The 25846-nt window shown below is 37.1% G+C and carries 22 protein-coding genes; 11 read left to right on the forward strand and 11 right to left on the reverse strand.

Annotated features, from left to right (window positions below):
• Positions 1 to 8 precede the first annotated feature (8 nt).
• On the forward strand, positions 9 to 899 hold the full coding sequence (hemC, locus tag BM327_RS12480; protein ID WP_090250711.1) for a hydroxymethylbilane synthase: 891 nt from the start codon (positions 9 to 11) through the stop codon (positions 897 to 899).
• Entirely contained in the window at positions 892 to 1575 is a 684-nt protein-coding gene (locus BM327_RS12485; protein WP_090250715.1) for a uroporphyrinogen-III synthase, read from the forward strand. The genes hemC and BM327_RS12485 overlap by 8 nt, the downstream gene beginning before the upstream one ends.
• Here the strand turns inward: BM327_RS12485 and BM327_RS12490 are convergent.
• The 5 genes from BM327_RS12490 to BM327_RS12510 all read right to left on the reverse strand — a co-directional run bounded on the left by BM327_RS12490 (position 1564) and on the right by BM327_RS12510 (position 6690).
• Complete coding sequence (locus BM327_RS12490) at positions 1564 to 1977, reverse strand: hypothetical protein (protein ID WP_090250718.1); 414 nt, start codon at positions 1975 to 1977, stop codon at positions 1564 to 1566. The two genes, BM327_RS12485 and BM327_RS12490, sit on opposite strands and share 12 nt — an antisense overlap.
• Positions 1974 to 3197 carry a serine hydrolase domain-containing protein gene (locus BM327_RS12495; RefSeq protein ID WP_090250723.1) on the reverse strand — a complete coding sequence of 408 codons (1224 nt, stop codon included), beginning with the start codon at positions 3195 to 3197 and terminating at the stop codon, positions 1974 to 1976. The genes BM327_RS12490 and BM327_RS12495 overlap by 4 nt, the downstream gene beginning before the upstream one ends.
• A complete protein-coding gene (gene lipB / locus BM327_RS12500) occupies positions 3166 to 3885 on the reverse strand; it encodes a lipoyl(octanoyl) transferase LipB (protein WP_090250726.1) in 720 nt (239 codons plus the stop codon). The genes BM327_RS12495 and lipB overlap by 32 nt, the downstream gene beginning before the upstream one ends.
• Before the next feature lie 3 nt (positions 3886 to 3888).
• Complete coding sequence (locus BM327_RS12505; RefSeq protein WP_170853756.1) at positions 3889 to 4875, reverse strand: bifunctional phosphoglucose/phosphomannose isomerase; 987 nt, start codon at positions 4873 to 4875, stop codon at positions 3889 to 3891.
• Between the two features lie 132 nt (positions 4876 to 5007).
• Entirely contained in the window at positions 5008 to 6690 is a 1683-nt protein-coding gene (locus BM327_RS12510; RefSeq protein WP_090250734.1) for a T9SS type A sorting domain-containing protein, read from the reverse strand.
• Between the two features lie 100 nt (positions 6691 to 6790).
• Here BM327_RS12510 and BM327_RS12515 point away from each other — a divergent pair, with 100 nt between their 5' ends.
• Genes BM327_RS12515 through BM327_RS12525 form a run of 3 tightly spaced genes read left to right on the forward strand, consistent with a single transcriptional unit; the run spans position 6791 to position 9522 of the window.
• On the forward strand, positions 6791 to 7480 hold the full coding sequence (locus BM327_RS12515; protein WP_090250739.1) for a response regulator transcription factor: 690 nt from the start codon (positions 6791 to 6793) through the stop codon (positions 7478 to 7480).
• A 19-nt stretch (positions 7481 to 7499) separates the two neighbouring features.
• Positions 7500 to 7934 (forward strand): deoxycytidylate deaminase, encoded by a 435-nt coding sequence (locus BM327_RS12520; protein WP_090250742.1) that lies wholly within the window; start codon positions 7500 to 7502, stop codon positions 7932 to 7934.
• The gene (locus tag BM327_RS12525) at positions 7927 to 9522 is read left to right on the forward strand and encodes a S41 family peptidase (protein ID WP_090250747.1); all 1596 of its coding nucleotides are present in this window, start codon (positions 7927 to 7929) and stop codon (positions 9520 to 9522) included. Before BM327_RS12520 ends, BM327_RS12525 begins: the two co-directional genes overlap by 8 nt.
• Before the next feature lie 59 nt (positions 9523 to 9581).
• Here BM327_RS12525 and BM327_RS12530 read toward each other — a convergent pair whose 3' ends face one another.
• Positions 9582 to 10772 (reverse strand): porin, encoded by a 1191-nt coding sequence (locus BM327_RS12530; RefSeq protein ID WP_090250751.1) that lies wholly within the window; start codon positions 10770 to 10772, stop codon positions 9582 to 9584.
• A 264-nt stretch (positions 10773 to 11036) separates the two neighbouring features.
• Here BM327_RS12530 and BM327_RS12535 point away from each other — a divergent pair, with 264 nt between their 5' ends.
• Complete coding sequence (locus tag BM327_RS12535) at positions 11037 to 13469, forward strand: Na/Pi cotransporter family protein (protein WP_244526227.1); 2433 nt, start codon at positions 11037 to 11039, stop codon at positions 13467 to 13469.
• Between the two features lie 455 nt (positions 13470 to 13924).
• On the opposite strand, the gene BM327_RS12540 is transcribed toward BM327_RS12535, so the two are convergent.
• Positions 13925 to 14659: a T9SS type A sorting domain-containing protein gene (locus tag BM327_RS12540; RefSeq protein WP_090250756.1), complete on the reverse strand. Its 735-nt coding sequence runs from the start codon at positions 14657 to 14659 to the stop codon at positions 13925 to 13927.
• 415 nt (positions 14660 to 15074) lie between these two features.
• Between BM327_RS12540 and BM327_RS12545 the strand changes: the two genes are divergently transcribed.
• The 5 genes from BM327_RS12545 (at position 15075) to BM327_RS12565 (ending at position 20692) form a co-directional block, all read left to right on the forward strand.
• Positions 15075 to 16985 (forward strand): T9SS-dependent choice-of-anchor J family protein, encoded by a 1911-nt coding sequence (locus BM327_RS12545; protein WP_090250761.1) that lies wholly within the window; start codon positions 15075 to 15077, stop codon positions 16983 to 16985.
• A 152-nt stretch (positions 16986 to 17137) separates the two neighbouring features.
• On the forward strand, positions 17138 to 17659 hold the full coding sequence (locus tag BM327_RS12550; RefSeq protein ID WP_090250765.1) for a TlpA family protein disulfide reductase: 522 nt from the start codon (positions 17138 to 17140) through the stop codon (positions 17657 to 17659).
• Between the two features lie 25 nt (positions 17660 to 17684).
• Positions 17685 to 19379 (forward strand): DUF6029 family protein, encoded by a 1695-nt coding sequence (locus BM327_RS12555; RefSeq protein WP_090250768.1) that lies wholly within the window; start codon positions 17685 to 17687, stop codon positions 19377 to 19379.
• A gap of 18 nt (positions 19380 to 19397) precedes the next feature.
• Positions 19398 to 20342, forward strand: a complete 945-nt coding sequence (locus BM327_RS12560) for an Omp28-related outer membrane protein (RefSeq protein WP_090250771.1) — start codon at positions 19398 to 19400, stop codon at positions 20340 to 20342.
• A 164-nt stretch (positions 20343 to 20506) separates the two neighbouring features.
• Positions 20507 to 20692: a hypothetical protein gene (locus tag BM327_RS12565; protein WP_090250776.1), complete on the forward strand. Its 186-nt coding sequence runs from the start codon at positions 20507 to 20509 to the stop codon at positions 20690 to 20692.
• A 12-nt stretch (positions 20693 to 20704) separates the two neighbouring features.
• On the opposite strand, the gene queG is transcribed toward BM327_RS12565, so the two are convergent.
• The 4 genes from queG to BM327_RS12585 all read right to left on the reverse strand — a co-directional run bounded on the left by queG (position 20705) and on the right by BM327_RS12585 (position 25844).
• Positions 20705 to 21637 carry a tRNA epoxyqueuosine(34) reductase QueG gene (queG, locus tag BM327_RS12570; RefSeq protein WP_090251002.1) on the reverse strand — a complete coding sequence of 311 codons (933 nt, stop codon included), beginning with the start codon at positions 21635 to 21637 and terminating at the stop codon, positions 20705 to 20707.
• Positions 21628 to 22650 (reverse strand): Holliday junction branch migration DNA helicase RuvB, encoded by a 1023-nt coding sequence (ruvB, locus tag BM327_RS12575; protein WP_090250995.1) that lies wholly within the window; start codon positions 22648 to 22650, stop codon positions 21628 to 21630. Before ruvB ends, queG begins: the two co-directional genes overlap by 10 nt.
• A gap of 76 nt (positions 22651 to 22726) precedes the next feature.
• Positions 22727 to 24523, reverse strand: coding sequence for a cytochrome c oxidase subunit I (locus BM327_RS12580; RefSeq protein ID WP_090250781.1), 1797 nt, complete (start codon positions 24521 to 24523; stop codon positions 22727 to 22729).
• A 28-nt stretch (positions 24524 to 24551) separates the two neighbouring features.
• Positions 24552 to 25844 (reverse strand): cytochrome c oxidase subunit II, encoded by a 1293-nt coding sequence (locus tag BM327_RS12585; protein WP_090250785.1) that lies wholly within the window; start codon positions 25842 to 25844, stop codon positions 24552 to 24554.
• Between the last annotated feature and the right edge of the window lie 2 nt (positions 25845 to 25846).

Consider the following 25846-nt stretch of genomic DNA (forward strand, 5'->3'; position numbering starts at 1 on the left):
AAACTCCCATGGAAAAAATAATTATCGGATCTCGCGGAAGTGATTTAGCATTATGGCAAGCCAACTTTGTAAAATCAGAATTAGAGAAATTAAACTGCGAAGTTGAAATCAAGATAATTAAAACACAGGGAGATATGATCCAAAACTTGAGCTTTGACAAGCTTGAAGGGAAGGGATTCTTCACCAAGGAAATTGAAAAAGAATTGTTGGATGGAACGGTTGATTTAGCTGTTCACTCGCACAAGGATTTGGAAACTAACCCTCCTGCAGGTTTAAAAATTGCAGCGGTTTCTGATCGTGAAGATCCTGCTGAATTGTTATTGATAAACCCAAATGCGGTAGATGAAAACTACACGTGGTCTTTGAAAAAAGATGCGGTAATCGGAACTTCTTCTGCACGTAGAAAGTCTTTGGTAGTTCGTTCTAGAGAAGATTTGGAGATCAAAGATTTGAGAGGAAACGTTCCTACACGTATTCAGAAATTGAAAGACGGAAACTACGATGCCATCCTATTGGCGAAAGCTGGAGTTTCTCGTTTGCAAATCAATTTAGATGATTTAAAAGTTGTTGAATTAGATCCAACTGAATTTGTACCGGCTCCTGCACAAGGTGTATTAGGTTTACAAATTAGAGAAGGAGATACGCGCGTAGAAAACATTGTTAGCAAACTTAACAATGCAGAAGTAGCTGAAAAAATAGGTGTTGAACGTAAAGTTTTGAACTTGTTAGAAGGTGGTTGTCAATTACCACTTGGTGTTTACTGCCCAAATACAACGGAAGTTTACGTTTCTTACGCTCAAAACTGGCAAGAAGGTGCAGACTGGTTTAAGTTTGATGCCGACGATTTAGAAGGAATGGCTGAATTCATCGTAGAAGAATTACAAAACGATAATGAATAAACTTTTACTTACCAAAGCTCATCTTACAGAGGCTGAAAAATCTCAGCTTCAAGCATTGGGTTTTGAAGTAATTGTTCAATCCTTTATACATTTCGAGGCGGTAGATTTCACACTACCAGTAGACAGAGATTTCCAATGGATTTTCTTTAGTTCTCCTCGCGCCTTTGATTTCTTTTCAAAAGGTGTATCATCTACTATTTTACAAGAGAAGAAAATTGCCTGTATAGGCAGGAAAACTGCAGAGCACATCAGCAATAAAGGCATAGCATGCGACTTTATAGGTCAACGCAGTGGTGAGGTAAAAACTGTGGCCCAAGACTTCAAAAGTCTGGTTAAAACAGACACTGTACTCTTTCCAATTTCTCAACGCAGTAATCAATCCATGCAAGCAGAATTGAGGGAGAATCAAATCATCAATCTACAGGTCTACACTACCTTATCAAAGCTTATTCACCTTACTACCGAAGCTGATTTTTTAGTGTTTACGAGTCCGAGTAATGCTGAGGCTTATTTAAAACAATATACGATAAACCCCACACAAAAAATCATTGCATGGGGTTCTACTACAAAATCTTATCTCGAAAGTTTGAACTACACTTGTCTTTTTACATTAGAAGAAAGTAGTGTTGAGTCTTTAGCTTTTGAACTAGGTCAAAGACCAGAATTACTCGCCTAACATAACTCCTGTACACTCCAGAAGCGGTAAATCAATAGCATTTTGCTCAGTGATGGTTTCAGCCAAGAAAACAAATTTCTTATCGTACATTTTATTACCTATCCAATAGCTTATCCAGTATTCATTACTCAAGCCAAAAACCTGTTCCATAATGGGTTCAATTTTCTGGGCTTTTTGAGGAGCTACATCACCTAAACTATGACGCAATACAGATGTTTCTATCTTTTCCTCTGTCATAGCATTTACACCGTAACCTTTACTACTCACCAACACATTCTCTAAGGTATCGGCAGTTTTATTCAGTAAATACACATTATAAATTCTATCTCCTGTTTCTGCAGTTTCAAAAGCAACAGCTACAGAAATCCCCTCTACTTTTGGTCCTTTTAATTCTTCCTTCATTGTTTATCACAAATTTCTTGTGCGAGGCGAAGGTAAAGAAAAAGGTCTTTCGGATGATCGTGCAAATAGTAATTACTTGTATCCTTTTTATCAATTTGATACTTCTCTCTACGTTGAGATCCCGTACGAACGATAATTCTATTCTTCTCCGGTTGAACTATAATGTATTGTCCTAGTATACCCCGTGCATAGACTGTTTTAACCTCACCGTTCAACGTCCAAATATGCATGCCATAAGCCTTATTAGGAAGACCATCATTGCTAATCTCAGGATTCATCATCATTTGAGAAATAAAGTCTTCCGGAATAATTTGTTTTTCCTTATGTCGGCCTTTGTTTAAAATGAGTTTTCCCAACTTCAAAAAATCACGGGAAGTGGCGTATAAGCAGCAAAAAGACTTCTCTGAACCGTCTTTGTTATCCAAACTCCAAAACGCATCAGATTCCATTCCCAATTGCGTCCAAAACTTCTCTTGTGCATAGCTTGCAACACTTTTACCCGTGGCATTTTTCAAGATCATCCCCAGCAATTGTGAATTCCCACTTTTATATTCAAATTTTTCTCCCGGAGCATCTTTAAACTGCGAACATGCCAAGAGTTCATCTAACTTACCTGTATAATAGGCTTCTGCATTTTTACTCAAGGGATCAGAACCACTTTCCGTCCAATCCAAGCCACTCGCCATCCACAAGAGATGTTTGATTTTTACCGCATTATCCTGCTCTATGAAAGGTAAATACTTTGCTATAGGTTCTTCTATGCTTTTGATATATCCATCTTGAATAGCCGCACCAATTAGCAAACCTACAACTGTTTTAGACACAGAAAAACTATTGCCTAATTTCTGCCTGTTGTGTTCGTCCCAATAGGATTCAAAAACTAACTTATTATTCTCATAAACAAGAAAGGATGCTGTTTCTATGTCGCGCAAACTATCCTCGTCTAAAGCGGAAAATTGATAACTATTATAGCCTTCAGACAGGGTCAAATCTTCAATAAAAAGATCATCATTAGCTATAAAGCGATTTGCAAAAACATCTTCGTCGTAAAGGGTTGGACCCGATTTACCGTGTAGATAGGTGTAATAAATTCCTTTATAGAGGTAGAAACGTCCGGAAAGAAGAATAAAAAGATTCCCTACTAAAAAGAGGAAAAGCAGAAAATAAGAAAGTTTTCTCGTTAAATTTTTAAGCTTTTGGAAGGTCTTGTTCGTTGGCATACGTATAGTCAAATAGCTGAGCCAGATGCGCTGCTAATTTAACTTTTACCTCATCCATATTAACAACCTTACCTAACTCCTGTTGCATGGAAGTTACAGCTTTATCATCAATTCCGCAAGGAACTATATTGTTAAAATAATCGAGGTTAGAATTAACGTTAAAACCTATACCGTGCATGGTTACCCAGCGACTACTTTTTACACCCATGGCACAAATTTTACGAGCGCTTGGTTTATCTCCATCTATCCAAACCCCAGTTAAGCCGTCTACTCTACCCGATTCTATACCGAAATCTTTAAGGGTTAAGATTACCGCTTCTTCCAAGAAACGCATGTATTTATGGATGTCAGTAAAGAAATAATCTAAATCGAAAATAGGATAGGCCACCAATTGACCAGGACCGTGATAGGTTATATCTCCTCCTCTATTGATCTTATAGTAAGTAGCTTCCTTTTCCTCCAATTGATCATCGTTCAACAAGAGGTTTTCTTGCTTACCCGATTTACCAAGTGTGTATACGTGTGGATGTTCACAGAACAACAAGTAGTTTTTGGTTTGTTCTTCTGTTTCTCCCTTACGCTGTGCAATTTTTAAATCAATAGCTATTTTAAACAATTCTTCTTGGTAATCCCAAGCTTCCTTGTAATCTATTAAACCTAATTCTTTAAAAATAACACTCGGCTTCATCACTTATATTTTAGAAAGTTCTCCTTTTAAGTAGTTGATTACGTCGATTTCTATAGGATCTACTTCAAATATCTTTGCCAACATAATAGAAGCCCAATCTATGATGTGAATGATGTACATCACTTCTTCAATTAAATTGGCTCCCTTTGCCTCCAAAACAAAAACATGAGGAGTTTTCTCTGCTATGATTTCTTTACACAAGTTCATTCTAAACTTGTTGCGCTCTAAGGTAGAAGGAGAGTCTATGAACAAAACTCCGTAACGGTCGTCTCCACCACCCCAACCTACAAGCTCATTGTGGTTCATTTCTGGAACTACATGGTGCGAACATAAAATCTTCGCATTTTCATTGAACTGTTGACGTGCACGAATCACAACGGGCTCAAACTCTGGCGTTGAGTACATGATTAATTCCTTATTTGGAATAAACTCAGCCAATTTTTTCGCCTGGTCTTTAATTTCAATAATGTTATCGTTAAGGTGTGCTCTACACGCTTCCAATTCTTTCAATTTCAAGTCAGATATTACACCTGCCTGAAACAACATGTTTAACAAATGGATAGAAGAGAACGCCAATGCACTACGTGGTGGATTACCTGCTGGCATCTTTACCACATCGTAGTTGTTCTCTTTACAGAAATCATATAATTCTCCTCCAGAACAAACGGCTGCTATTGTAGCTCCTTTTTCTTTGGCCGCTCTAACAGCAGTTAAGGTTTCTTCCGTATAACCTGAGTAAGAAGAACCAATTACCAAAGTGTTTTCATTAATAAATTCGGGTAAATTATAATTCTGATTCGCAAGGATGGGAATGTTAGCCTCATTCGCTACCAATTGTGCCACTAACTTTCCACCAATTCCAGAACCTCCCATTCCACAAATAACCACACTTGTGAAATTTCTATTTTGAAGAGATTTAAACTCTAGGTTGCGAGCAGTTTCCAATGCATCATCAATGTTTTTAGGAAACTCAGCGATTAATTTATCCATTTTTATTTGCATGTTGAGAACAAAGATAATTAAAGTACATACTTACGAAAGTTTTCTTAGAATATTGCACGCATTATTGCATAAAAAAAGGGAAGTTCAACACTTCCCTTTTACAATTCATCTTGTATTTTCTTATGATTTAATCATTCTCATGGTTTGTACGTGTTGCGCACTTGTAATCGTCAACATGTAAACCCCTGCTTTTTCATTGAATAAATCAAACTGAACTTCGTTTTCTGAGGTAGTCATTTTGCGAACTAAACGACCGTTCAAATCTCTTACTTCTATTGTTTTATCTCCTTCAGTAAGGTCTGATACGTTAAAGATACCTGTTGATGGATTTGGATACAATTTTGCCTCTTGAATTTCAGGCTCTACTTGTGTAGCAAGGTAATCAGAACAAGGGTTACCTATCCCTATAATTCTCTTCAAACCTGTATTTTCAGGATCCAACCAATCCATCAATCTACCTGTAGAATCAGCCCCTGATGGATCCCAAGAAACACTTAACTTACCGTATAAGTCTGGATTCCCCGTTGCCGTACAGAAAGATGATCCTCCCGATAGAAGTCCAACCACCAAACCATCTTCATTGAAAATAGGAGATCCTGAAGACCCTCCTTCCGTTACACCATGTCCGCTCTGAGTAGAAGACCAAAAAACTCTCCAGTGCGCTCCACTTAAACCTCCATTGTAAGTTCCAGTTTGTAAACTATTATTAAACGTTGAAATCTTCTTATCATGACCAGATGGGTGGTGAACCCCAACTCCATTCGTTGCTCCAGCACCCGTTGCATCCCAACCGTTGAAATAAGCATCGGCAGGCAAAGCATCAGCAGAAGTTAATTCACATAAAGTAAAGTCGGTACCATACACCTGATTTCCGTTAGAAACATTCCATGTATTTTTAGAGGAAGCTCTAAAGATTGCTCCCACAGCAGTAAACAATGGCTTTGGGTAAGGCGCTGTAGCTCCCGGCGTACAATTTGGATTTTGATAATTGAAGTACCAGATGTTGTTGGTAAAATCAGAGGTCTGCGTTTTCTCTCCACAGTGAGTTGCTGTTAAGATTAAAGGCGCGCAGTCGTAACTCGTATTGGCCATTAATGACGCTGAACAAACAAAACTTCCACCATCAGCCGAGAAGGTATAATGAATCACAGAATTGATTTGGTCTTGGTGGTTATTTCCTTCAGGACATGCTACGTTAACCTGACAAGCATCAGCTTTTGCAGGTAAGTAATCATACTCTCTGTAAACACCTATTCTATCCTCCACTCCTCTGTAGAAATACACCACTTCACCTATGGTAAAAATGGCTTCTTCAGTTACAGAAAGGGGTTGGTTGTACTCTATAGTAATTTCATCTCCTTGTATCATTTCCATGGCAAACAAAGAAGGTGTTTCTGAAGTAAAAGCACCGATAACTTGTGCTCTGTTTTTGTTGTAGGCAAATAATTTTCCTCCTTCTGGAATATAGTAATTATCCATGTACAGACCCAAAGCTTGTGCATCTTCGACTTTGATTCTCAACTTCCAAATTCTAGTATTTCCTTGGACGTACCAGTTTCCAGCATTTTCCATTGATAAATGAACAGGAAGGTTAATTCCCACTCTGTAGTTGCGCTTATCTCCTTCAAGATCTTCGGCAACAACTTCTGACATGTTAGGTTTTTCGAGGTTAATTAGATCGGTTTTCTTTACTACTTTGTACGCTGCTGCGTTAAAGCTTTCTGGTGATCCACCGAAGCTTTTTTGGGCAAATGTTGCTCCACACAATAGCGAGAACAAAAGGGGCAAAAATGCTTTCTTCATTTCTATTTTTTATGAATTCCTAACTAATTTTATACGATTCGCAAAGTTACGAATTTTATATTTGTTTCTTATTTTTAGAATTTCCCCTCAATTTTAAACAATGAGTCATATACTTTTAATAGAAGACGAACAAACCATAGCCGATGCAGTTATTCTAAACTTAGAGCTCGAAGACTATAAGGTAACGCATGCAGTATCTGGGAGTTTGGCCCTAAAAGAAGTAGAAAATATTCACCTCTACGATTTGGTGATTTTAGACGTTATGTTACCTCATCATTCGGGTTGGGAAATATGCGAAGCGATACGAAAATCGAGTGCACTTCCTATATTATTCGTATCCGCAAAAGGAAATACAGAAGACAAAATCAAGGGTTTAAAATTAGGTGCCGATGATTATTTGGCCAAGCCTTTTGATTTGGAAGAGCTGCTTTTGCGTGTTCAAATACTTTTAAAACGTAGCTCGACGACCCCTGCCGAACAGGTAGAACAGTTGACCATAGCCAATAAAACCATCAATTTTATTAGTTATGAGGTTTTGGAAGATGAAAAAGTGATCGCTAAACTCTCCAAAAGAGAAGTAGAACTCTTAAAGTTGTTTTACGAGAAAAAGGGCGAGGTAATTCCTCGTGATACTATATTGGACAGACTCTGGGGAGAAGATCAGTTTCCGAGTCCAAGAACCATAGACAACTACATACTCGGGTTTCGTAAACTCTTTGAAACCCATCCTAAAAACCCCAAGCACTTCTTGTCTATAAGAGGGGTAGGATATAAATTAATTCTTGAGTAATTTTGACCTTTTGACGACTATGAATTCAGCAAAACAGAGAAGATACGACAAAGCCTACTTACGCATGGCCAGCACTTGGGCAAAACTTTCACATTGTAAACGCAAACAAGTGGGGGCCATTATAGTAAAAGACCAAATGATAATATCTGATGGTTACAATGGTACTCCAGCAGGTTTTGACAATTGTTGTGAAGACGATGATAACAATACGCATTGGTATGTTTTACACGCTGAAGCAAACGCCATTTTAAAGGTGGCCAAATCAACCAATAACGCAAAAAATAGTACCCTTTACTTAACACTTTCTCCTTGTAAGGAATGTGCAAAGTTAATTTTACAAGCAGGTATCAAACGATTGGTATTTATTAATGACTACAAGGATGACTCTGGTTTGCGTTTCTTAGAAGATGCAGGTATAGACGTTTCTCAAATTGCTGATATAGAAGATGAATAATATAAAAATCATACTCCCCCTCCTAATTGGTTCAACACTAGCCTTAGGACTCTTTTTGGGAACCTCATTAAGTACGGATGTTTCTCCTTTTAATAAAAAGGAAACTGCCAGTACAAATGCGCAAAAATTAAATGACATCCTTTATATCTTGGATAAAAAGTATGTGGACTCTATAGATAAGGAAGATTTATTTGAAGAGGCGATTAGCGACATGCTGCACAAATTAGACCCCCACTCTAATTACATTGCAGCACGTGATTTAGCGCGACTAAACGAAAGTATACAAGGTCATTTTGGAGGCATAGGTGTTCGTTTCTCTATCATTAGAGATACTTTATGCATTACCAATGTACTCCCCAACTCACCCAGTGAGCGTGCGGGAGTTCTATCGCAAGATCAAATCATAAAAATTGATGGTGAAGTTATTTCTGACTCTACCATTAATAATGAAAAAGTGATGAAGGCTTTGAAAGGACTTGAAAACACAGAAGTTGAAATAACTGTGTTGCGCGATGGATTCTTGAAGGACATTACAATTACCCGTGGTAGCATACCTGTAAATAGCGTTTTAGCCAGCTACATGTTAACTGACAAAACGGGGTATATCCAATTGCAAAGCTTTTCAGAAAAAACAACCGAAGAATTCTATAAAGCAGCCCTACAATTGAAGGCTGAAAAAATGGAAAATTTAATTGTTGATTTACGCTTTAACGGAGGAGGTTTGATGTCTGCAGCCATTAACATTTGTGATATGTTCTTGGATAAAGGATTACCTATCGTAAGCACAAAAGGGAAAAGTCAACCCGACTACACTGAATACGCAGCAAACCCACCAGTAATGGGTAATATTCAGCTAGCGATCTTAATTAATAGTAGCAGTGCTTCTGCCAGTGAAATAGTTGCTGGAGCAATACAAGACAACGATAGAGGAACCATCATTGGTCGTCGTTCTTTTGGAAAAGGATTGGTACAACAAGATATGTTATTAAAAGATAGTAGTAACCTGCGTTTAACAGTAGCTAGATACTTCACCCCTACAGGACGAAGCATACAAAGACCTTACAGTGAAGGCTTTGAAGAATACATGATGGACGAACGCGATAGGTATAACAATGGAGAACTTTATCATTTGGATTCTACGCTTATGGTTGACTCCTTAAAATACACAACCCCGGGCGGTAAAGTAGTATATGGAGGTGGTGGAATTATGCCAGATATATTTGTGCCTTTAGATACAACGGGAGGATCATTTTACTACACTCAATTACAATATGGAGGAGTATTTAATGCCTTTGCCTTTGATTATGTAAAAAACAACAAAGAAAGCTTGGCTAAGTACACAAGCATCTACAGCTTTAGAAATGATTTCAAGGTGACTTCGTCTTTACTCGATGACTTTAAGGAATACGCTCAAACTTACTACAATATAAAAGCGTATCCGAATGAATTCGAACGATCAACTGTTTTAATTAAAAGAGAAATTAAAGCCAATATCGCCAATCAGATTTGGGTAGACAATGCTGCTCAATTGATGCGAGCAGATACAGACAAAGAAGTCCAAAAAGCTTTAGAGTTTTTAGAAAAATAAGTCACATAAAAAACCCCTCACTTTTAAGCGAGGGGTTTTTCTTTGCATTTAATTATTCACTAGAAATGAATCTCAAATTGTAGACGGTACGTTAAACCATCATCTTTCAATCTATTTTCTAAGTAACCTATATCTGTTTGTACTTTTAGTTTGTGTCCTACAAAGTACTTAGACACTCCTATTCTATATTCTTGTTGATCACCTTTTACAACATCTGGAGTATCTACCCCTGCATATCTTGCTGCTACCTCTACATTGTTTTTAAACATGTAACCAGCCTGTACGTTAAGTGCTTTACCTGTAAATATTGTTCCGATTACTACATCACCACTGTAGATTAATGGGTTATTTCCATTTGTCCATCTATCTGCGTACTCAGCCATCAAAGACCAACCTTGGTATTTAAACATCATATCTGCGAAGAAAGTGTAAACGTTCTTTCCATGGAAGTTACCTTGAGCATCACGAACAAAACTACCCATGTTACCTCTGTTCTTAACAGCTCTTTCGTTTAAATCGTAAGTAAATCCTAAAGCCAATTTTGGTTTCTTTTCTCTCTTTATCGAAGATCCCACATAGTCACCCTTAGAAGAGAAATTACCGAAAGGTAAAATTTCAACTCTACCTGTATATTCCAATCCACCTAAGTTAGCTGCTCTAATGTTACGTCCTTCTCCTTTAGAAATAGCAAACATCTCTTTAATTACAACACCACCAAGTGTGTTGTGGTTTCTCAACTGTAAGCCCAAATCACGGTCTATATTGAATCGAGAGTTTAGGATAGAACGATCCACCAACTGCATATTCGCAGAAGAAACAACACGCTCTCTGTTTCCTGGTAATTTAGTTTGACCACCCCATAAAGAGAAATTCTTGTAAAAATTCCATTTAAAAACAGCATCTAATACTATACGTGTATCTAATAAAGGTTCATCTCCAACTGCTATGTCTCTATCCGATAAAGCTAACTCTACCTTATAAGTCAATTTAGGAGAATAAACATGTCCTTTCATTTTTATACGTGATCTACGTATCAATAAATTAGGCGTAAATCCATCGATTTGACCGAAGTCATCATTATTTACTGTCCAATCCGTCGTCATTAAAGTTTGAAAACGAAAACCTAGGTTCATTGAAAAACTTTCATTCTTACCCGTAACGTTTATTCCTTTTCCGAATTCACCTACCTCTACTTGTGCGTGAAGTGTTGCACTTATTAAAACAATTACTGCTAGTAATACCGATCTCATTCTTTTCTATTTTGTTTCAAAAATCTCTGCAAACTTACGTAGTTTTTAATCCTGAATTAACATACATAATCAATTCTTAACACACTCTTAATATTTACTTCACGCAACAACCCCTTATATATCAAGGGTTTCAATACGGTTTACCCTTTTCGGTTTTACCCCTTCATAAACTAGACTACGTATTTTCTTAACACAATGGTAACACAGCATTGAATGCCCTTCGTTGCAATTGGAATAATTTTGCAGCAAATTAAATTGCGTAAGATGAAAAATACATTTTTACTAATTGCTTTGTTCTTCGTTTCCTTCATGGGATACGCTGTACAAAATGATTCTACAGTAGTAGATTCAATGGTAGTTACAAATGCACCTGTACAAGACAAAGACATTTTTAGTAATCTATCTTTTAGTTTCAAGAACTATAAAGATAAAAGAACTGCGAAGCCTTTAGAAACAGGTAGCACAACTTTAAAAAATGATAACATAATAACGGAAGAGCAATACGTTGCGATTAAGTTTAAAAAGGAAGGTGAACAAAACTGGATAACTCAGTACTTTTCTACTTCTGATAATAAAATGGTAATAGAGAATTTAGAGGAAAATAAATTCTACGACTACTATTTAGGTGCAGGTAATGATACAAACAACATTACTTTCAACACCAAAGAAGGTACTTTTAATACTTTATCATTCTCTGTATTTGAAAACTTCTCAGCAAAAGGAAAAGAAGAAGCTGGTAAATTATTCTGGGGATTAGAGTTAGATAAGATAGAGAAAATCAAAGAGCACTATCCTAACGCTACTTACTCTATTAAGTACAACACTAAAATTGGTAAAAAACAGAATGCTGCCAATCCAGAAAAATCTCCATGGATAAAAGTAGATGACATCTCTTTAAACACGGTTTCATATTCTATTAAAGATTTAGAAGGTGGTGAGAGCTACGTGTACAAAGTAGGGATCCACTTAGATGATAACCATACAATTTGGTCAGACTCAGGAAAGTTTAGTGCTGAGCGTACATGGGGTATCTTTAAATTATTGGTACTGATTGGGGCTTTAGGTATGTTCATCTTCGGTATGAAGATCATGTCTGAATCATTACAACAAGCTGCAGGTTCTCGTTTGAGAAACATGTTAGGATCTATTACTTCTAACCGTTTCAAAGGAGTACTTACAGGATTTGGTATTACTTCTATCGTTCAATCATCATCAGTGACTACGGTAATGACCGTGAGTTTTGTAAATGCTGGATTAATGACATTACGTCAGTCAGCAGGTGTAATGATGGGGGCTAACATTGGTACAACAATTACAGGTTGGTTAATCTTAATTTTCGGATTCAAAGTAAGTTTAAGTTCTTACGCATTAATTTTCATCGCATTCGGTGCACCTTTATTATTCTTTGCTAAATCAAAAGCAAAAACTTGGGCAGGAGCTATCATTGGATTTGCTTTATTGTTCATGGGATTAGGTGAATTGAAAAACGCGGTTCCGGAATTAGGAGCAGACTCTGCATTGGTTCAGTTCTTTATTGATTTTAAAGATGTATGGTACGGTCCTGTAATGTTCGTATTCTTAGGAGCATTAGTAACGGTAGTTATCCAATCATCTTCTGCTGCAATGGCCTTAACGTTAACGATGGTTGCAGGTGGGGTTATTCCTTTCGAAGTTGCATCAGCAATGATTTTAGGAGAGAACATCGGTACAACAATTACTGCTGAATTAGCATCTTTAATTGGTAACGTACACGCAAAACGTTCTGCAAGAATCCACTCATTATTTAACATCATCGGTGTTACATGGGCCTTGTTATTATTCCCATTCATCTTAGATGGAATTCTTTACTTCATTGGAGCGGCTGATCCAAGTAACCCAACAGCTGATGAGTCTACAGTAGGTTTGGCATTATTCCACACTGTATTCAACACATTGAACGTGATTATTTTGATCTGGTTTGTTCCTCAAATCGTTAAGATTGCTGAGAAAACAGTTAAATCTAAAGGTGGTGCTGACGAAGAATTCCACTTAGACTTTATTGGAACAGGTATATTAAATACTCCTGAGCTTTCTATCTTAGAAGCGAAGAAAGAATTGGCTAAATTCGGTAAGATCACTTCTAAAATGTCGAAATTCACACAACAATTGTTGGTTGAAAAGAACAAGAAAGAAAGAGGAAACCTTTACGCTAAATTAGAAAAGTACGAAACGATTACAGATAGAGTTGAAATCGAAATCGCTAACTACTTGAACAAGGTTGCAGAAGGTGAAATGACTGAAGAGGCATCTAAGCGTGTTAGAGGAATGAACAGTATTGCTAACGACCTAGAAAGAATTGGTGATATTTTCTTCCAAATCTCTAAAACCTTAGAAAGAAAAGACGCTGAGAAAATTTGGTTTAGTCCAACGCAACGTACAAATCTTCAGGAGATGTTTAAATTGATAGACGAGGCATTTGACGTTATGACAACGAACTTAAATGCACACAAAGACAGTGTATCTATCATTGATGCAAACAATGCTGAAATTAAAATTAACAACAAGCGTAATGAATTGCGTAACGAATACTTGAAGAACATGGAAGATCCAGAATTCAATATTCAAAGCGGAATGATTTACAACGATATCTTCTATTCTTGCGAGAAAATTGGTGATCACATCATCAATGTAACAGAAGCAATAGTTGGAGAAATCTAAACATAAGATTTAAAAAAGAAAGCCCTGGTAATGTTATTATCAGGGCTTTTCTTTTACACATAATTTTATTCCGATTACACCTTGTTCTTTCTTCTTCTCCTCCTACTTTCAGATTGAACTCTACCTTACTCTAGAAAAAATTACTATCGTCTTAAAATTCTTAATAGAAACGCAAAAAGAAATATCCCTATACACCAACAACGATTTAAAGGATTGTTCAATTCAAGAATGAATTCGAGTTTAAACACTGCTTTCCACACTCAAGTAAGACATTATCTACTTCTAGTTACAATTTGATTTACGGCCTTGCATTCACTCCCTATACATCACTTTCGACTTACCTATCTTAAGGAATTCACCTAAGCCCTGAATCGGGCTTTAAAGCACAAAAACATAGACACAAAAAAAGTGGCAACCTTTTGGGCTACCACTTCTTGTTATAATATACGTTCAACTTATTTTTTCACAACCAAACGATCAGTTTTAATCGCTTCACCTCTACTTGTTAAAGAGTAAAAGTAAACTCCTGAATTTAAGTTTGAAATATCTATTTGACCCGTTGTAATTGTCGCTTCATCGTAAACAACGTTTCCAAGAATGTCAACAATTCTCAATCCATATTCGTTTCCATTGCTCTCCAAGTTGATGTTTAAAACATTTTGAGCTGGATTAGGATAAACACTGATTTCTGGAACTGTTGCTTCTTCTGTACCTACAGACTCGCTATCCCATTTTACATCAACAGAATCCAACTTAACATCGTTCTCGTCTACTAAATAGTATCTGTATGTTGCATTTCCTCTGTTATCATTTGCATAATAGTACAAAGCTAACCAACCTGTTTCTTGACTTCCTAAGTTCTCCAAACTTGTACTCCAATCTCCAGAAGATGACACATCTTCTTTAGAATAACATGTACCTGTTAATGGATCTGGACCCCAACAAATAGCATCTTCTGTACCATTAACATAGTCCAAACGAACTCTTCTGATAGTAACATTTAAATCTGTAGATCCTTCGTTCACTACATCTAAAGTTAAGTGACCTTCCCAATTTGAAGGATCCTCAACTACAACTGTAGTCTCTGTTCCTGCGATATTTACTGTAGTATTCTCTACGTAAATACCAATATCTTGAGAAAAGGAATAAGCACTAAAAAGTGAGATTCCAAAGAGTAATATTTTTTTCATATAGTTTTGCGTTAATTTATTTAAGTCTTAAAGATACGAAAAACTCATCTAAAGTTAAGGTCTTGCACTGTTAAAAGGATGTTAATCTAGGAGTCCTAATAAATTCTTAGAGCCAATAGTCACCAAGACGACACCTTAGCAATCCAATTTTTTTACCATTAACAAAACAGAAAGAATAAGGTCATTCAAAGGTCCTTCTTTCATCCCAACTCCCTTTATTTACAATACATTTTAACCCATATCAAAAACACACAAACAGCAAGCAAATCATACATCTTGCATAAAACATTCCATAAAACGCGCATTAAAATCTTCATTAGAATTATGATATTAAACCATTATTGAAATTTTAAGAATAGGAATGAGTTAAGTTTTTAACCATATTTGTTGTAATTAGATTCTAAAACTATAAAACATGAAAAAATCATTACTTACGTTGGGACTTACGGCTTTTGCTATGGGTGCTAGCGCACAAACTGTGTACTTCGAAGAAAATTTCGACGCAAACGGTATTTCTAACTGGACGAACATCGATGCAGATGGTGACACTAAAATGTGGGAAGCAGCTAACGTGAACCCATCAGGAAAAGCTGCCATTTCGCGTTCTTGGCAATCACAGGTTGCTTACGATCCAGATAACTGGTTAATTTCTTCAGGTATCGATTTAACATCAGCATCAGGAAATGTTTTCTTGACATTTGACGCATTAAATGCTGATCCGAATTTCCCAGATAACATTACTGTTTACGCTGCAACTGGATCTACTGCGGCAGATTTAGCAGCAGGTACTGTAATTTACACAGGTGAACCAACATCTTCTGGATGGCAAACGATTTCTTACGACATGTCTGCTTTTGTTGGTCAAACAGTATACTTAGGATTTAGACACCACAACTCTTACGATAATTATATCGTTCTTATCGATAACGTTACTATTAAACAAATTCCATCTGACGACATCGTTTTAACAAGTGTAACATTACCAGATTTCGCAAGTGGAACATCTGCAGCAATTGAAGGAGTTGTTACAAACAACGGAGCGAACACAATCACTTCTTTCGATTTAAGCTACGATGATGGATCAGGACCTGTTACAGCTACAATTACAGCGAACATTCCTTACGGTTCTACATACAACTTCACGCACCCAACGAACTTCCCTTTAAGTGGAAACGGACCATACGCTTTAGATGTATGTGCTACAGTTACAGGTGACGTAGACAACACAAACGATTGTGCTTCAGGTGTAATCGGAGAAATCGTTAACACTACTTTTGATAAGTATGTAATGGTTGAAGAAAAAACTGGTACATGGTGTCAGTTCTGTCCTTCAGGATCTGCAGCAATGGATAACGTAGGAAATGTAGAAAGCAAATTCATCGGTATTGCTATCCACAACAATGACCCTATGGCAATCGCTTCTTACGATGCACAATCAGCTGATTTACCAGATTTCAGTGGTTACCCATACGCAGCAGCAGATAGAGCTGTTGGAGCTCACGCTGCAAACATGCAAGCATCTTTCAACGCTAGAAAGAACTTAGTTGCTCCAGTTTCTGTAAACATTACATCAGCTGATTTAGTTGGAAACACTTTAACAGTAACAGTTGAAACTACATCAGGTGCAAACTTCGATGGTTCTAACTTCAACTTAGGTGTTGTTTTAGTTCAAGATAACGTTAGAGGATCAGGTTCAGGATGGAACCAAGTGAATGCTTTCTCTGGTGGAGGTAGTGCAGTTCCGCACACAACTCCAGAAGGAGATCAGTACAACTGGCAAAACTTACCATCTCAAGTAGATGTAAGTACAGTATTCGGTGGATACGATCACGTAGCAGAAGCTATCGCTAACGATAACTGGAATGGAGTAAGTGGATCTGTACCAGCAGGACAAATCAACAACGGAGATGTTTTCTCTCACACTTTTACATTCAACTACAACCACGCTGAATGGTTCCCAGGAGACATGCATGCTGTTGCTTACTTTGTAAACACAACTACAAACGAAATTTACAATGCTTACGAAACTTCTATTACAGGAGCTGCAAGTGTTGAAAATGCAGTTGTAAACAACAACATTAAAGTTTACCCTAACCCAACAAATGGAATTTCTAACCTTGCAATTGAATTGGATAACAATTCTAACGTAAGTGTGAACATTACAGATGTTTTAGGAAACGTAGTATACACGAAAGATGCTAGTGACTTAGCAACAGGAACGAATGTATTGCCAATCGACTTGACAACTCAAGCAAATGGTATGTACTTTGTTAATGTTACTGTAGACGGTGTTACTTCTACATTGAAATTGAACATGGCTAAATAAGCTTTAGCACATTAATATTCAGAAAGGGAAGCGCTTATGTGCTTCCCTTTTTCATTTATAGGAATCGAATAATAATCAAGATTTTCATTTCTTCAATGAAAAGTATACGCCTATCTTTGTTAGGCATTAAAACAAACTATAAAAAATAAACCATGAGAAAAGCAGGAATAGGATTTTTAGCATTTGCATTAGTATTCGCCATTACATCATTTACATTCACGAGTGATGAGGGTGGAACAAAGTCTTTACCATCTGTAGACATTCAAAATGTTAAGGGTGAAGCCTTCAATACCTTAGATATCGCAAATCATGAGGGTCCAGTGATCATTAGCTTTTGGGCTACTTGGTGTTCACCTTGTAAAAGAGAACTTAATACTATCGCTGAATTATATACAGATTGGCAAGAAGAAACTGGTGTAGAACTTTACGCGGTTTCTATTGACGATGAAAGAACAAAAAGTAGAGTTGAACCTTACATCAACGCTCAAGGGTGGGAATACAATATCTTGTTGGATTCAAACTTCGATTTCAAAAGAGCAATGGGTGTAAATAATGTACCGCACACTTTCATCGTAATGGATGGTAAAATTGTTTACTCTCACAATAACTATGCACCTGGTGATGAGGATGCATTGTACGACAAGTTATTAGAATTGACAGCTGACGCTGAGTAATTAGAATTCCCTTACGATTATTACTATGAAGAAATTCTTACTGACGCTTGCTGTTGCATGTGCTACTACCGCTATGGCCCAAAACGATATGGGAAACATAACAGGTAACTTAGAGTCTACATTTCAATACTTAAGAAACGATCCATTAATTGATGCAAATCAACCCCCTGAAAAAGCGTTGATTAATTCTTATGCTAATATTTTCTACACCAAAGGGAAATTTAGTGCTGGAGCTCGAGTAGAATCTTATCTACCAAGAATCCAAGGTTATCCCGATCGTTTTGATGGAACTGGGATTGGTTTCAGATACATAGGTTATAAAACCGATTTTATAGATTTAACTATAGGTAACTTCTACGAACAATTTGGTTCTGGAATGATTTTCAGATCCTACGAACAACGTGCCTTAGGATACGATAACGCCATGGACGGTATTCGTTTAAAACTTAATCCTTACAAAGGTATACGCATCAAAGGTTTCTGGGGAAAACAGAGACTTTCTTTCACGGATGGAAGAATCATTAATTCGGCAGGTTTAGTGAGAGGATTTGATGGTGAAATGCACGTGAATCAGACCTTTGAGAAATTAAAGGACTTCCCTATTGATATCATGATAGGAGCTCAGTTTGTTAGTAAATACCAAGAAGACGACAACGATCAGTTAATATTACCTGAAAATGTTGGTGCATACGGTGGTCGTATCGGTTTAAGATACAAAGGTTTTTACTTAAATGGTGAGTACAACATCAAGGAAAACGATCCATCTTCAGACAATGGATACATCTATAACAATGGTCACGCTGCCTTAATTAACTTTGGATATTCGCGTAAAGGTTTAGGTATCGTATTATCGGCTAAATCTACCGATAACATGAGTTTTAGAAGCGATAGAACCAAAGATTTGCAAGATGCTTTGATTAACTTCTTACCGCCTACCAATAAAACACACACTTACAATTTGGTAGCAACGCTTTATCCTTACGCCACACAGCTCTTAGGTGAGGTAGGATACCAAGCGGACATCATCTATACGGTTCCAAAGAAATCTAAAATTGGTGGTAAATATGGAATGCCTATTAACATCAACTATTCTATTATTAATGGATCAGTTCAAAGTGGAGACGGTGTTAGTGGACAAGATTCTACACAACGTTTAAGACCGTACAGCAATACCCCTTTTGCTACATCAACGAGTAACTACTGGCATGATTTCAATGTTCAAATTAAAAGAAAATTTAACAAGAAGTTCTATGCTATTGGATCTTACTACAATATCTTAATTAACAACGACGTAATTAAGGTTACGGATGATGCTAAAGGAAAGATTAACTCTCACATCGGAGTTCTTGAAATGGGATATAAAATCAACCGTAAGCACAGTTTAAGAGCAGAGTTCCAAGCACTTTTTGTAAACGATGTTTACGATAAAGCAACAGGTCAAGAAGTTGCTCAAGACAAAGGAAACTGGGCTACAGCATTGATAGAGTATACCATCTCTCCCAATTGGTTTGTGAGTGTAATGGACCAATACAACTACGGTAACCCAACCGAAGCTAACCGTATCCACTACATCGTTGGTTCAGTTGGATACGTAAAAGGAGCTACGCGTATTATGGGTACTTACGGTAGACAAAGAGCAGGTTTATTCTGTGTTGGTGGTGTATGTCGATTCGTACCCGCGTCTAATGGTTTAACAGTTACTTTAACACAGAGTTTCTAACCCTAAAGCTTTTAAATTATGAAATTATTAATAGCAATATCAGCGTTCGTTTTAGTACTAAGCACATCTTGTGATAAGGTTGAATTTCCTGTACAACCTCAGATCACAAACGATTTTGATACTACCCTTTACCCAGGAAGTTTTACCACTTATTACAACACTGAGTGGCCGAACTTTTCTGAGAATACAAATACAGATCGAAATGTATTAATTGAAGATTATACTGGGCATAGATGTCCAAACTGTCCGCCAGCAGCAGATGAAGCAATAAACATTGCCAACAACAACCCTGGAAGGGTGGTAATTGCTTCTATTCATGCAGGAAATGACCAGAACGATGGTATCGTGCAGTTCCAGGAAACAAATGCAGATTTTACAGAGGAATTTTATAACGATATTGTGGTAGAATACGGTAAGTTTTTCGCCAATGGTTACCAGTTTGTGGGAAATCCAAGAGGAACCGTAAACAGAACGCCATTTGATGCAAACGACGATAAATCTTTATTCGGAACAGCAGCGATTTGGGGACAACAAACCTCTTCTTTAATTTCCGCGAACGACTTAAGAATTAATCTTCAATCGAAATTAAACTACTTTTCTCAAACACATGCCTTGTATTACCACTTAGAGGTGGACGTACTAGATCCATCTTTAAAAGAGGAAATCAAGGTTGTAAATTACTTTGTAGAAAAGGAATTCATTGCGCCACAAAAATACTTAGGTAGCACAATAGCAGATTACAAACACCACAACATCGTTAGAGATGAATTATCTAAAGCTGCATTTGGTTTAGATTTATCTTCAGCCGAAGTTGATGCCAGTAAACCTGACAGGTATTTAATGAATTACAGCTATGAATTACCAGCAGATATTACGGCTGACAATGCCATGGTTATCTCTTACGTATATAATACTACAACGCTCGAAATTTATCATGTAATTGAGACGAAAGTACAGCCTTAAAAAATAATTGAATAAGAAAAGCGCATCCGGTGGATGCGCTTTTTTTGTATCTCTACCTAGGGTTTAGGTCTTTTTAACAATTCCTGTTTAAAAGTTTCATCGTATACAAGAAAAAAAACTGGATTATTTTACTAATTTAGAAGGAGCAAAAAAAGGCAATAACCATGTTAGAATTAAGTAAGAAAATTTTGAAAAAAGTAAGTTTTGATAAACTACTTTTTCAAAAGGAATTGAAAAAAGCCCTAAAATGGATTACGGATGCTGAAGAAGCTAAAATATTTAGAGAATTCTGTATTAAAGAATTTTACCACTTGCATCCTACCATCATTAAGAAAACGTTTGCCCTTTAAACTAAACCTTATTTAAGAAGATTTTAAAAAACTTACATTTCTTTGAACGCCGTTGAACTTTGTACGTTTAACGGCGCTTTTTTTGAATAATTCCCTATATACTTCTTCCGTTAAATCCTCCCAATCCGCCTTGTTCATCTTCAACAAATTCTCATGTGGATCGAATGCTTTCGTATTGTGAGGTTTTGAAAATCTGTTCCACGGACAAACATCCTGACAAACATCGCAACCAAACATCCAGTCATCCATTTTACCTTTAAATTCAGACGGTAGAATTTCATCTTTTAACTCTATGGTTAGGTAACTTATACATTTACTTCCATCCACCACGTATGGGGCAACTATTGCTTCGGTTGGACAAGCATCTATACAACGTGTACATGTACCACAGAAATCCTTAATAGGGCCATCCTCTTGCAATTCTAAATCAAGAATCAATTCCGCTATAAAAAAGAAAGAACCCGCCTTCGTGTTGATTAAATTGGAATTCTTACCTATCCAACCCAAACCACTCTTTTTGGCCCATGCCTTGTCCATAACGGGAGCGCTATCTACAAAGACTCTACCTCCTACTTCTCCAATTTCATCCTGTAGGTACTGAAAGAACTCTTTAAGTTTATCTTTTATGATGTGGTGGTAATCTTGCCCGTAGGCATATTTAGAAATCTTATAGGTGTTTTCAGCTTGTTTTTCGGAAGGATAATAATTCAGCAATAAGGAAACCACACTTTTAGCCCCATCTACCAATAAACGAGGGTCTAAACGCTTATCAAAATGATTTTCCATGTAGTTCATCTTACCATGGCGCTGATTATTCAACCATTTTTCTAAACGCGGTGCTTCCTCCTCCAAAAAATCAGCCTTGGATATACCACAAAAGAAAAAGCCCAATTCACGGGCCTTTTCTTTTATTAATCTAGTATGTTTTTCTTTACTCAAAATAATCCTCCTTGAGACCAACCTAAATCTTTTCCTAAATGCGTATAAGCAAGTTCGGTTACTTTTCTACCTCGCTGAGTTCTTACTAAATACCCTTCTTGTATTAAAAAGGGTTCATATACTTCCTCAAGTGTTCCCGCGTTTTCTCCAACTGCCGTAGCCAGGGTTGTAATACCCACTGGACCACCGTTAAATTTATCTATAAGTGTAGAAAGAATTCTATTGTCCATTTCATCCAAACCATTCTTATCCACATTTAAAGCTTCTAATGCGTAATCCGTTATTTTTAAATCTATGGTTCCACTACCCTTGATTTGAGCAAAATCTCGCACACGTCTCAACAAAGCATTCGCAATACGTGGTGTTCCTCTACTTCTACTAGCTATCTCATAAGCTGCTTCATGATTCACGGGAATACCCAATAAATCACATGAACGCTCAACGATTAAAGTAAGTGTTTTCGCATTGTAATATTGTAAGCGAGAACTAATACCAAAACGCGCTCTTAAGGGCGCTGTAAGTAATCCAGAACGCGTTGTTGCGCCAATTAGGGTAAATGGATTTAATGCGATCTGTACAGTTCGCGCATTCGGCCCAGAATCTATCATGATGTCAATCACGTAATCTTCCATTGCTGAGTATAAATACTCTTCAATTACTGGACTTAAACGGTGAATTTCATCTATGAATAAAACATCACCTTCTTCAAGGTTAGTTAAAAGTCCAGCTAAATCACCAGGCTTATCCAATACAGGTCCAGAAGTTACCTTAAAACCAACACCTAATTCATTGGCTATAATATTTGCCAAAGTAGTTTTACCCAAACCTGGAGGTCCGTGTAACAATACGTGATCTAAAGGCTCTCCACGTTTCTTTGTCGCTTCAACGAATATCTCAAGATTTTCCAAGATTTTTTGCTGACCGGTAAAGTCAGAAAAAGCCTTCGGCCTTAACACCTTATCTATTTCTTGATCGCTGGTAAGCTGCTCACTTCTATAATCAAAATCTTCTTCCTCCACTAAAAACGCTTTGTTGTAAAAATAAGAAAGCCCTATCAAAGGATAGAGCTTTCTTACAAATATTTATTAACTATTACTAGTGTTCTTCTTCTCCTGCCATTAATGGAGTAGTTTGAGGAATGAAATCCTCTTCCATACCTGGTTTAGAGTAATCGTAAGGCCATCTGTGAACAGTTGGCAATTCTCCTGGCCAGTTACCGTGAACGTGCTCTACTGGAGTAGTCCACTCTAATGTATTCGATCTCCAAGGGTTTTGTGGAGCAGCTTGTCCTCTGAAGATACTTACGAATAAGTTAAACAAGAAAACAATTTGTCCTAACGCTGCGATGATCGCGAAAACAGTAATGATTACGTTTAAGTCTAAGATCATTTCGTAAGCATCTCCACTAAATCCTTCGTAAACACTGTAATCGTAGTAACGACGTGGTGCACCAGCTAATCCAACGAAGTGCATAGGGAAGAATACACCGTAAGCCCCAACTATCGTAATCCAGAAGTGAACGTAACCTAAACGGTTGTTCATCATCTTACCATACATTTTAGGGAACCAGTGGTAAACTCCTGCAAACATTCCGAATACTGCTGACATACCCATTACAATGTGGAAGTGAGCTACAACGAAGTAAGTATCGTGAACTGCGATATCCAATGCTGAATCCGCCAAGATAATACCCGTAACACCACCTGTAATGAACGTAGATACTAAACCTACTGCGAACAACATTGCTGGCGTGTAAGTGATAGAACCTTTCCATAAGGTAGTTAAGTAGTTAAATACTTTTACAGCTGATGGAATTGCAATCAATAAAGTTGTAAATACGAACACAGATCCTAAGAATGGGTTCATACCTGTTACGAACATGTGGTGACCCCATACGATGAACGAAAGGAAACCAATCGCCAAGATAGAACCAATCATCGCTCTGTAACCGAAGATAGGCTTTCTAGAGTTCGTAGAAATAATTTCTGATGATAAACCTAATGCTGGTAATAATACGATGTATACCTCAGGGTGACCTAAGAACCAGAATAAGTGTTGGTACAATACTGGAGATCCACCTACATTCTCTAACATCTCACCACCAACGATGATGTCTGATAAGTAGAATGAAGTACCCATAGTTCTATCCATCAATAACAATAAAGCCGCTGATAATAAAACTGGGAAAGATAATACCCCTAAGATTGCAGTTACTAAGAACGCCCAAATTGTTAATGGCATTCTTGTCATTTTCATACCTGTTGTTCTTAAGTTCAATACAGTTACGATGTAGTTCAAAGATCCAATTAATGAAGATGCAATGAAAATAGTCATCGATGTTAACCACATTGTCATACCTAAACCTGAACCAGAAACTGCCTGTGGCAATGCTGATAAAGGAGGGTAAATAGTCCAACCTGCCATTGCTGGTCCCGTCTCAATAAATAAAGACGCAAACATGATTAATGAAGACAAGAAGAATAACCAGTACGACAACATGTTTAAGAAACCTGATGCCATATCTCTTGCTCCAATTTGCAATGGAATAAGTAAGTTAGAGAACGTTCCTGATAAACCACCTGTTAAAAGGAAGAATACCATTAAAGTACCGTGGATGGTAACCAAACCAAGGTACATTTCATTATTTAATATTCCGTTTGGAGCCCATTTTTCTCCTAAGAACATACTTAAGAAGTCAGACGACTCACCTGGCCATGCCAATTGTATTCTAAATAGAATAGACAATAACATTGCGACCAACCCCATGAATACAGCAGTCATTAAGAACTGCTTACCAATCATTTTGTGATCCTGGCTAAAGATGTACTTAGATACGAAACTCTCTTCGTGATGATCGTGTCCGTGATCTGCTCCGTGCGCTACTGCTGCCATTTCTAATCTTTTAATTTTATTATTATTCTTACTTTTCTTCTGTATCTAATGAAGCTTCAATTGCTTTATAAGATTCTAATAAAGCCTCTCTTTTCTTCATTTGTTCTGCTTTCTCCGCAGCTGATAAATTTGCTGGATCAGCGTCGTATCCGAAGTAAGTCTTCCCGTTGTACGTAGTTTGGTTCACTTTCCAGTTGTAGTACTGTTCAGCGTTCATTACACGTACAGGCATTTTCATGTTGTAGTGAGATCCACCACAAATTTTGTTACACATTAAGATGTACTCAAAATCCTCATCGTTCATCTCTTTACGCATTTCCTCCGTTGTGTAAATCGGTTGGAATTTCATACGTGTTTCCATTCCTGGAACTGTGTTCATTTGTGCTCTAAAGTGCGGGAAGTATGCAGAGTGAATTACATCCTTAGAACGGAATGTGAATTCGTAGTTCTGACCTTTCAATAAAACTAAAGTATCAGAGAAGAAATCATTTGATGCCAATACATCTAAAGAATCGTTGTGTGTGATTCCCATCTGTGTTAACAATCTGTGTAATCTCTGTTTAACCGCTAATTCGTTGGTTAACTTTTCTCTTTCTTCAACACTCATGATTACGTTAGGATTGTTCAATGTTTCTTCCAAAACTTTGATAGATCCAATTTGTCCGTAGCTCATTGAGTCTCTAGCTGCATCAATGTTTGCTTTATTAATTAAAGCGAATTCGTTTTCTGCAGTTGTCAATTTGTAATCGTAAGCACCTAAAGTGTTGTCCATTCCAGAGTATCTCGCTTTCCAAGCAAACTGCCAAGAGAATACTTCAACTCTTTCTGCTTCTGGTGCTGACTCGTCTGTAATGTCATTCCAAGTTCTTAAACCTAAGATGATGATTACTGCCAATACTAAAGCTGGAATTACTGTCCAAATTGCTTCCAATTTATTTGAGTGAGCAAAGAATACTGCTTTCACTCCTGGTCTCTTCACATATTTCCAAGCAAATACAAACAATAATGTATTTGTAAGGAAGAATACTGTAATAATGATTACGAAGTTCAAGTTCAATAACCAATCCGTTCCTACACCGTGTGTAGATGCAGCCGGTCCTCTACCTGTCCATCCGAATTTTAACATCAACCATATAAAACCTGCATAGAAAAAGATCATGAAAACCAACATAAGGTTAGCATTCAATTTGTTATCTCTATTCGGAATATTTTCTTCTTTGCGTCCACTGTGCTTACGAGATAGTTCGTTCAATCTTACCAATTGAGCTACACCTATTACTCCTAAGACAATTACAATCAGTATAACTAATTTATTTATCATTG

Origin of the sequence: Lishizhenia tianjinensis (genome assembly GCF_900116425.1) — a bacterium.
GTDB lineage: Bacteria > Bacteroidota > Bacteroidia > Flavobacteriales_D > Crocinitomicaceae > Lishizhenia > Lishizhenia tianjinensis.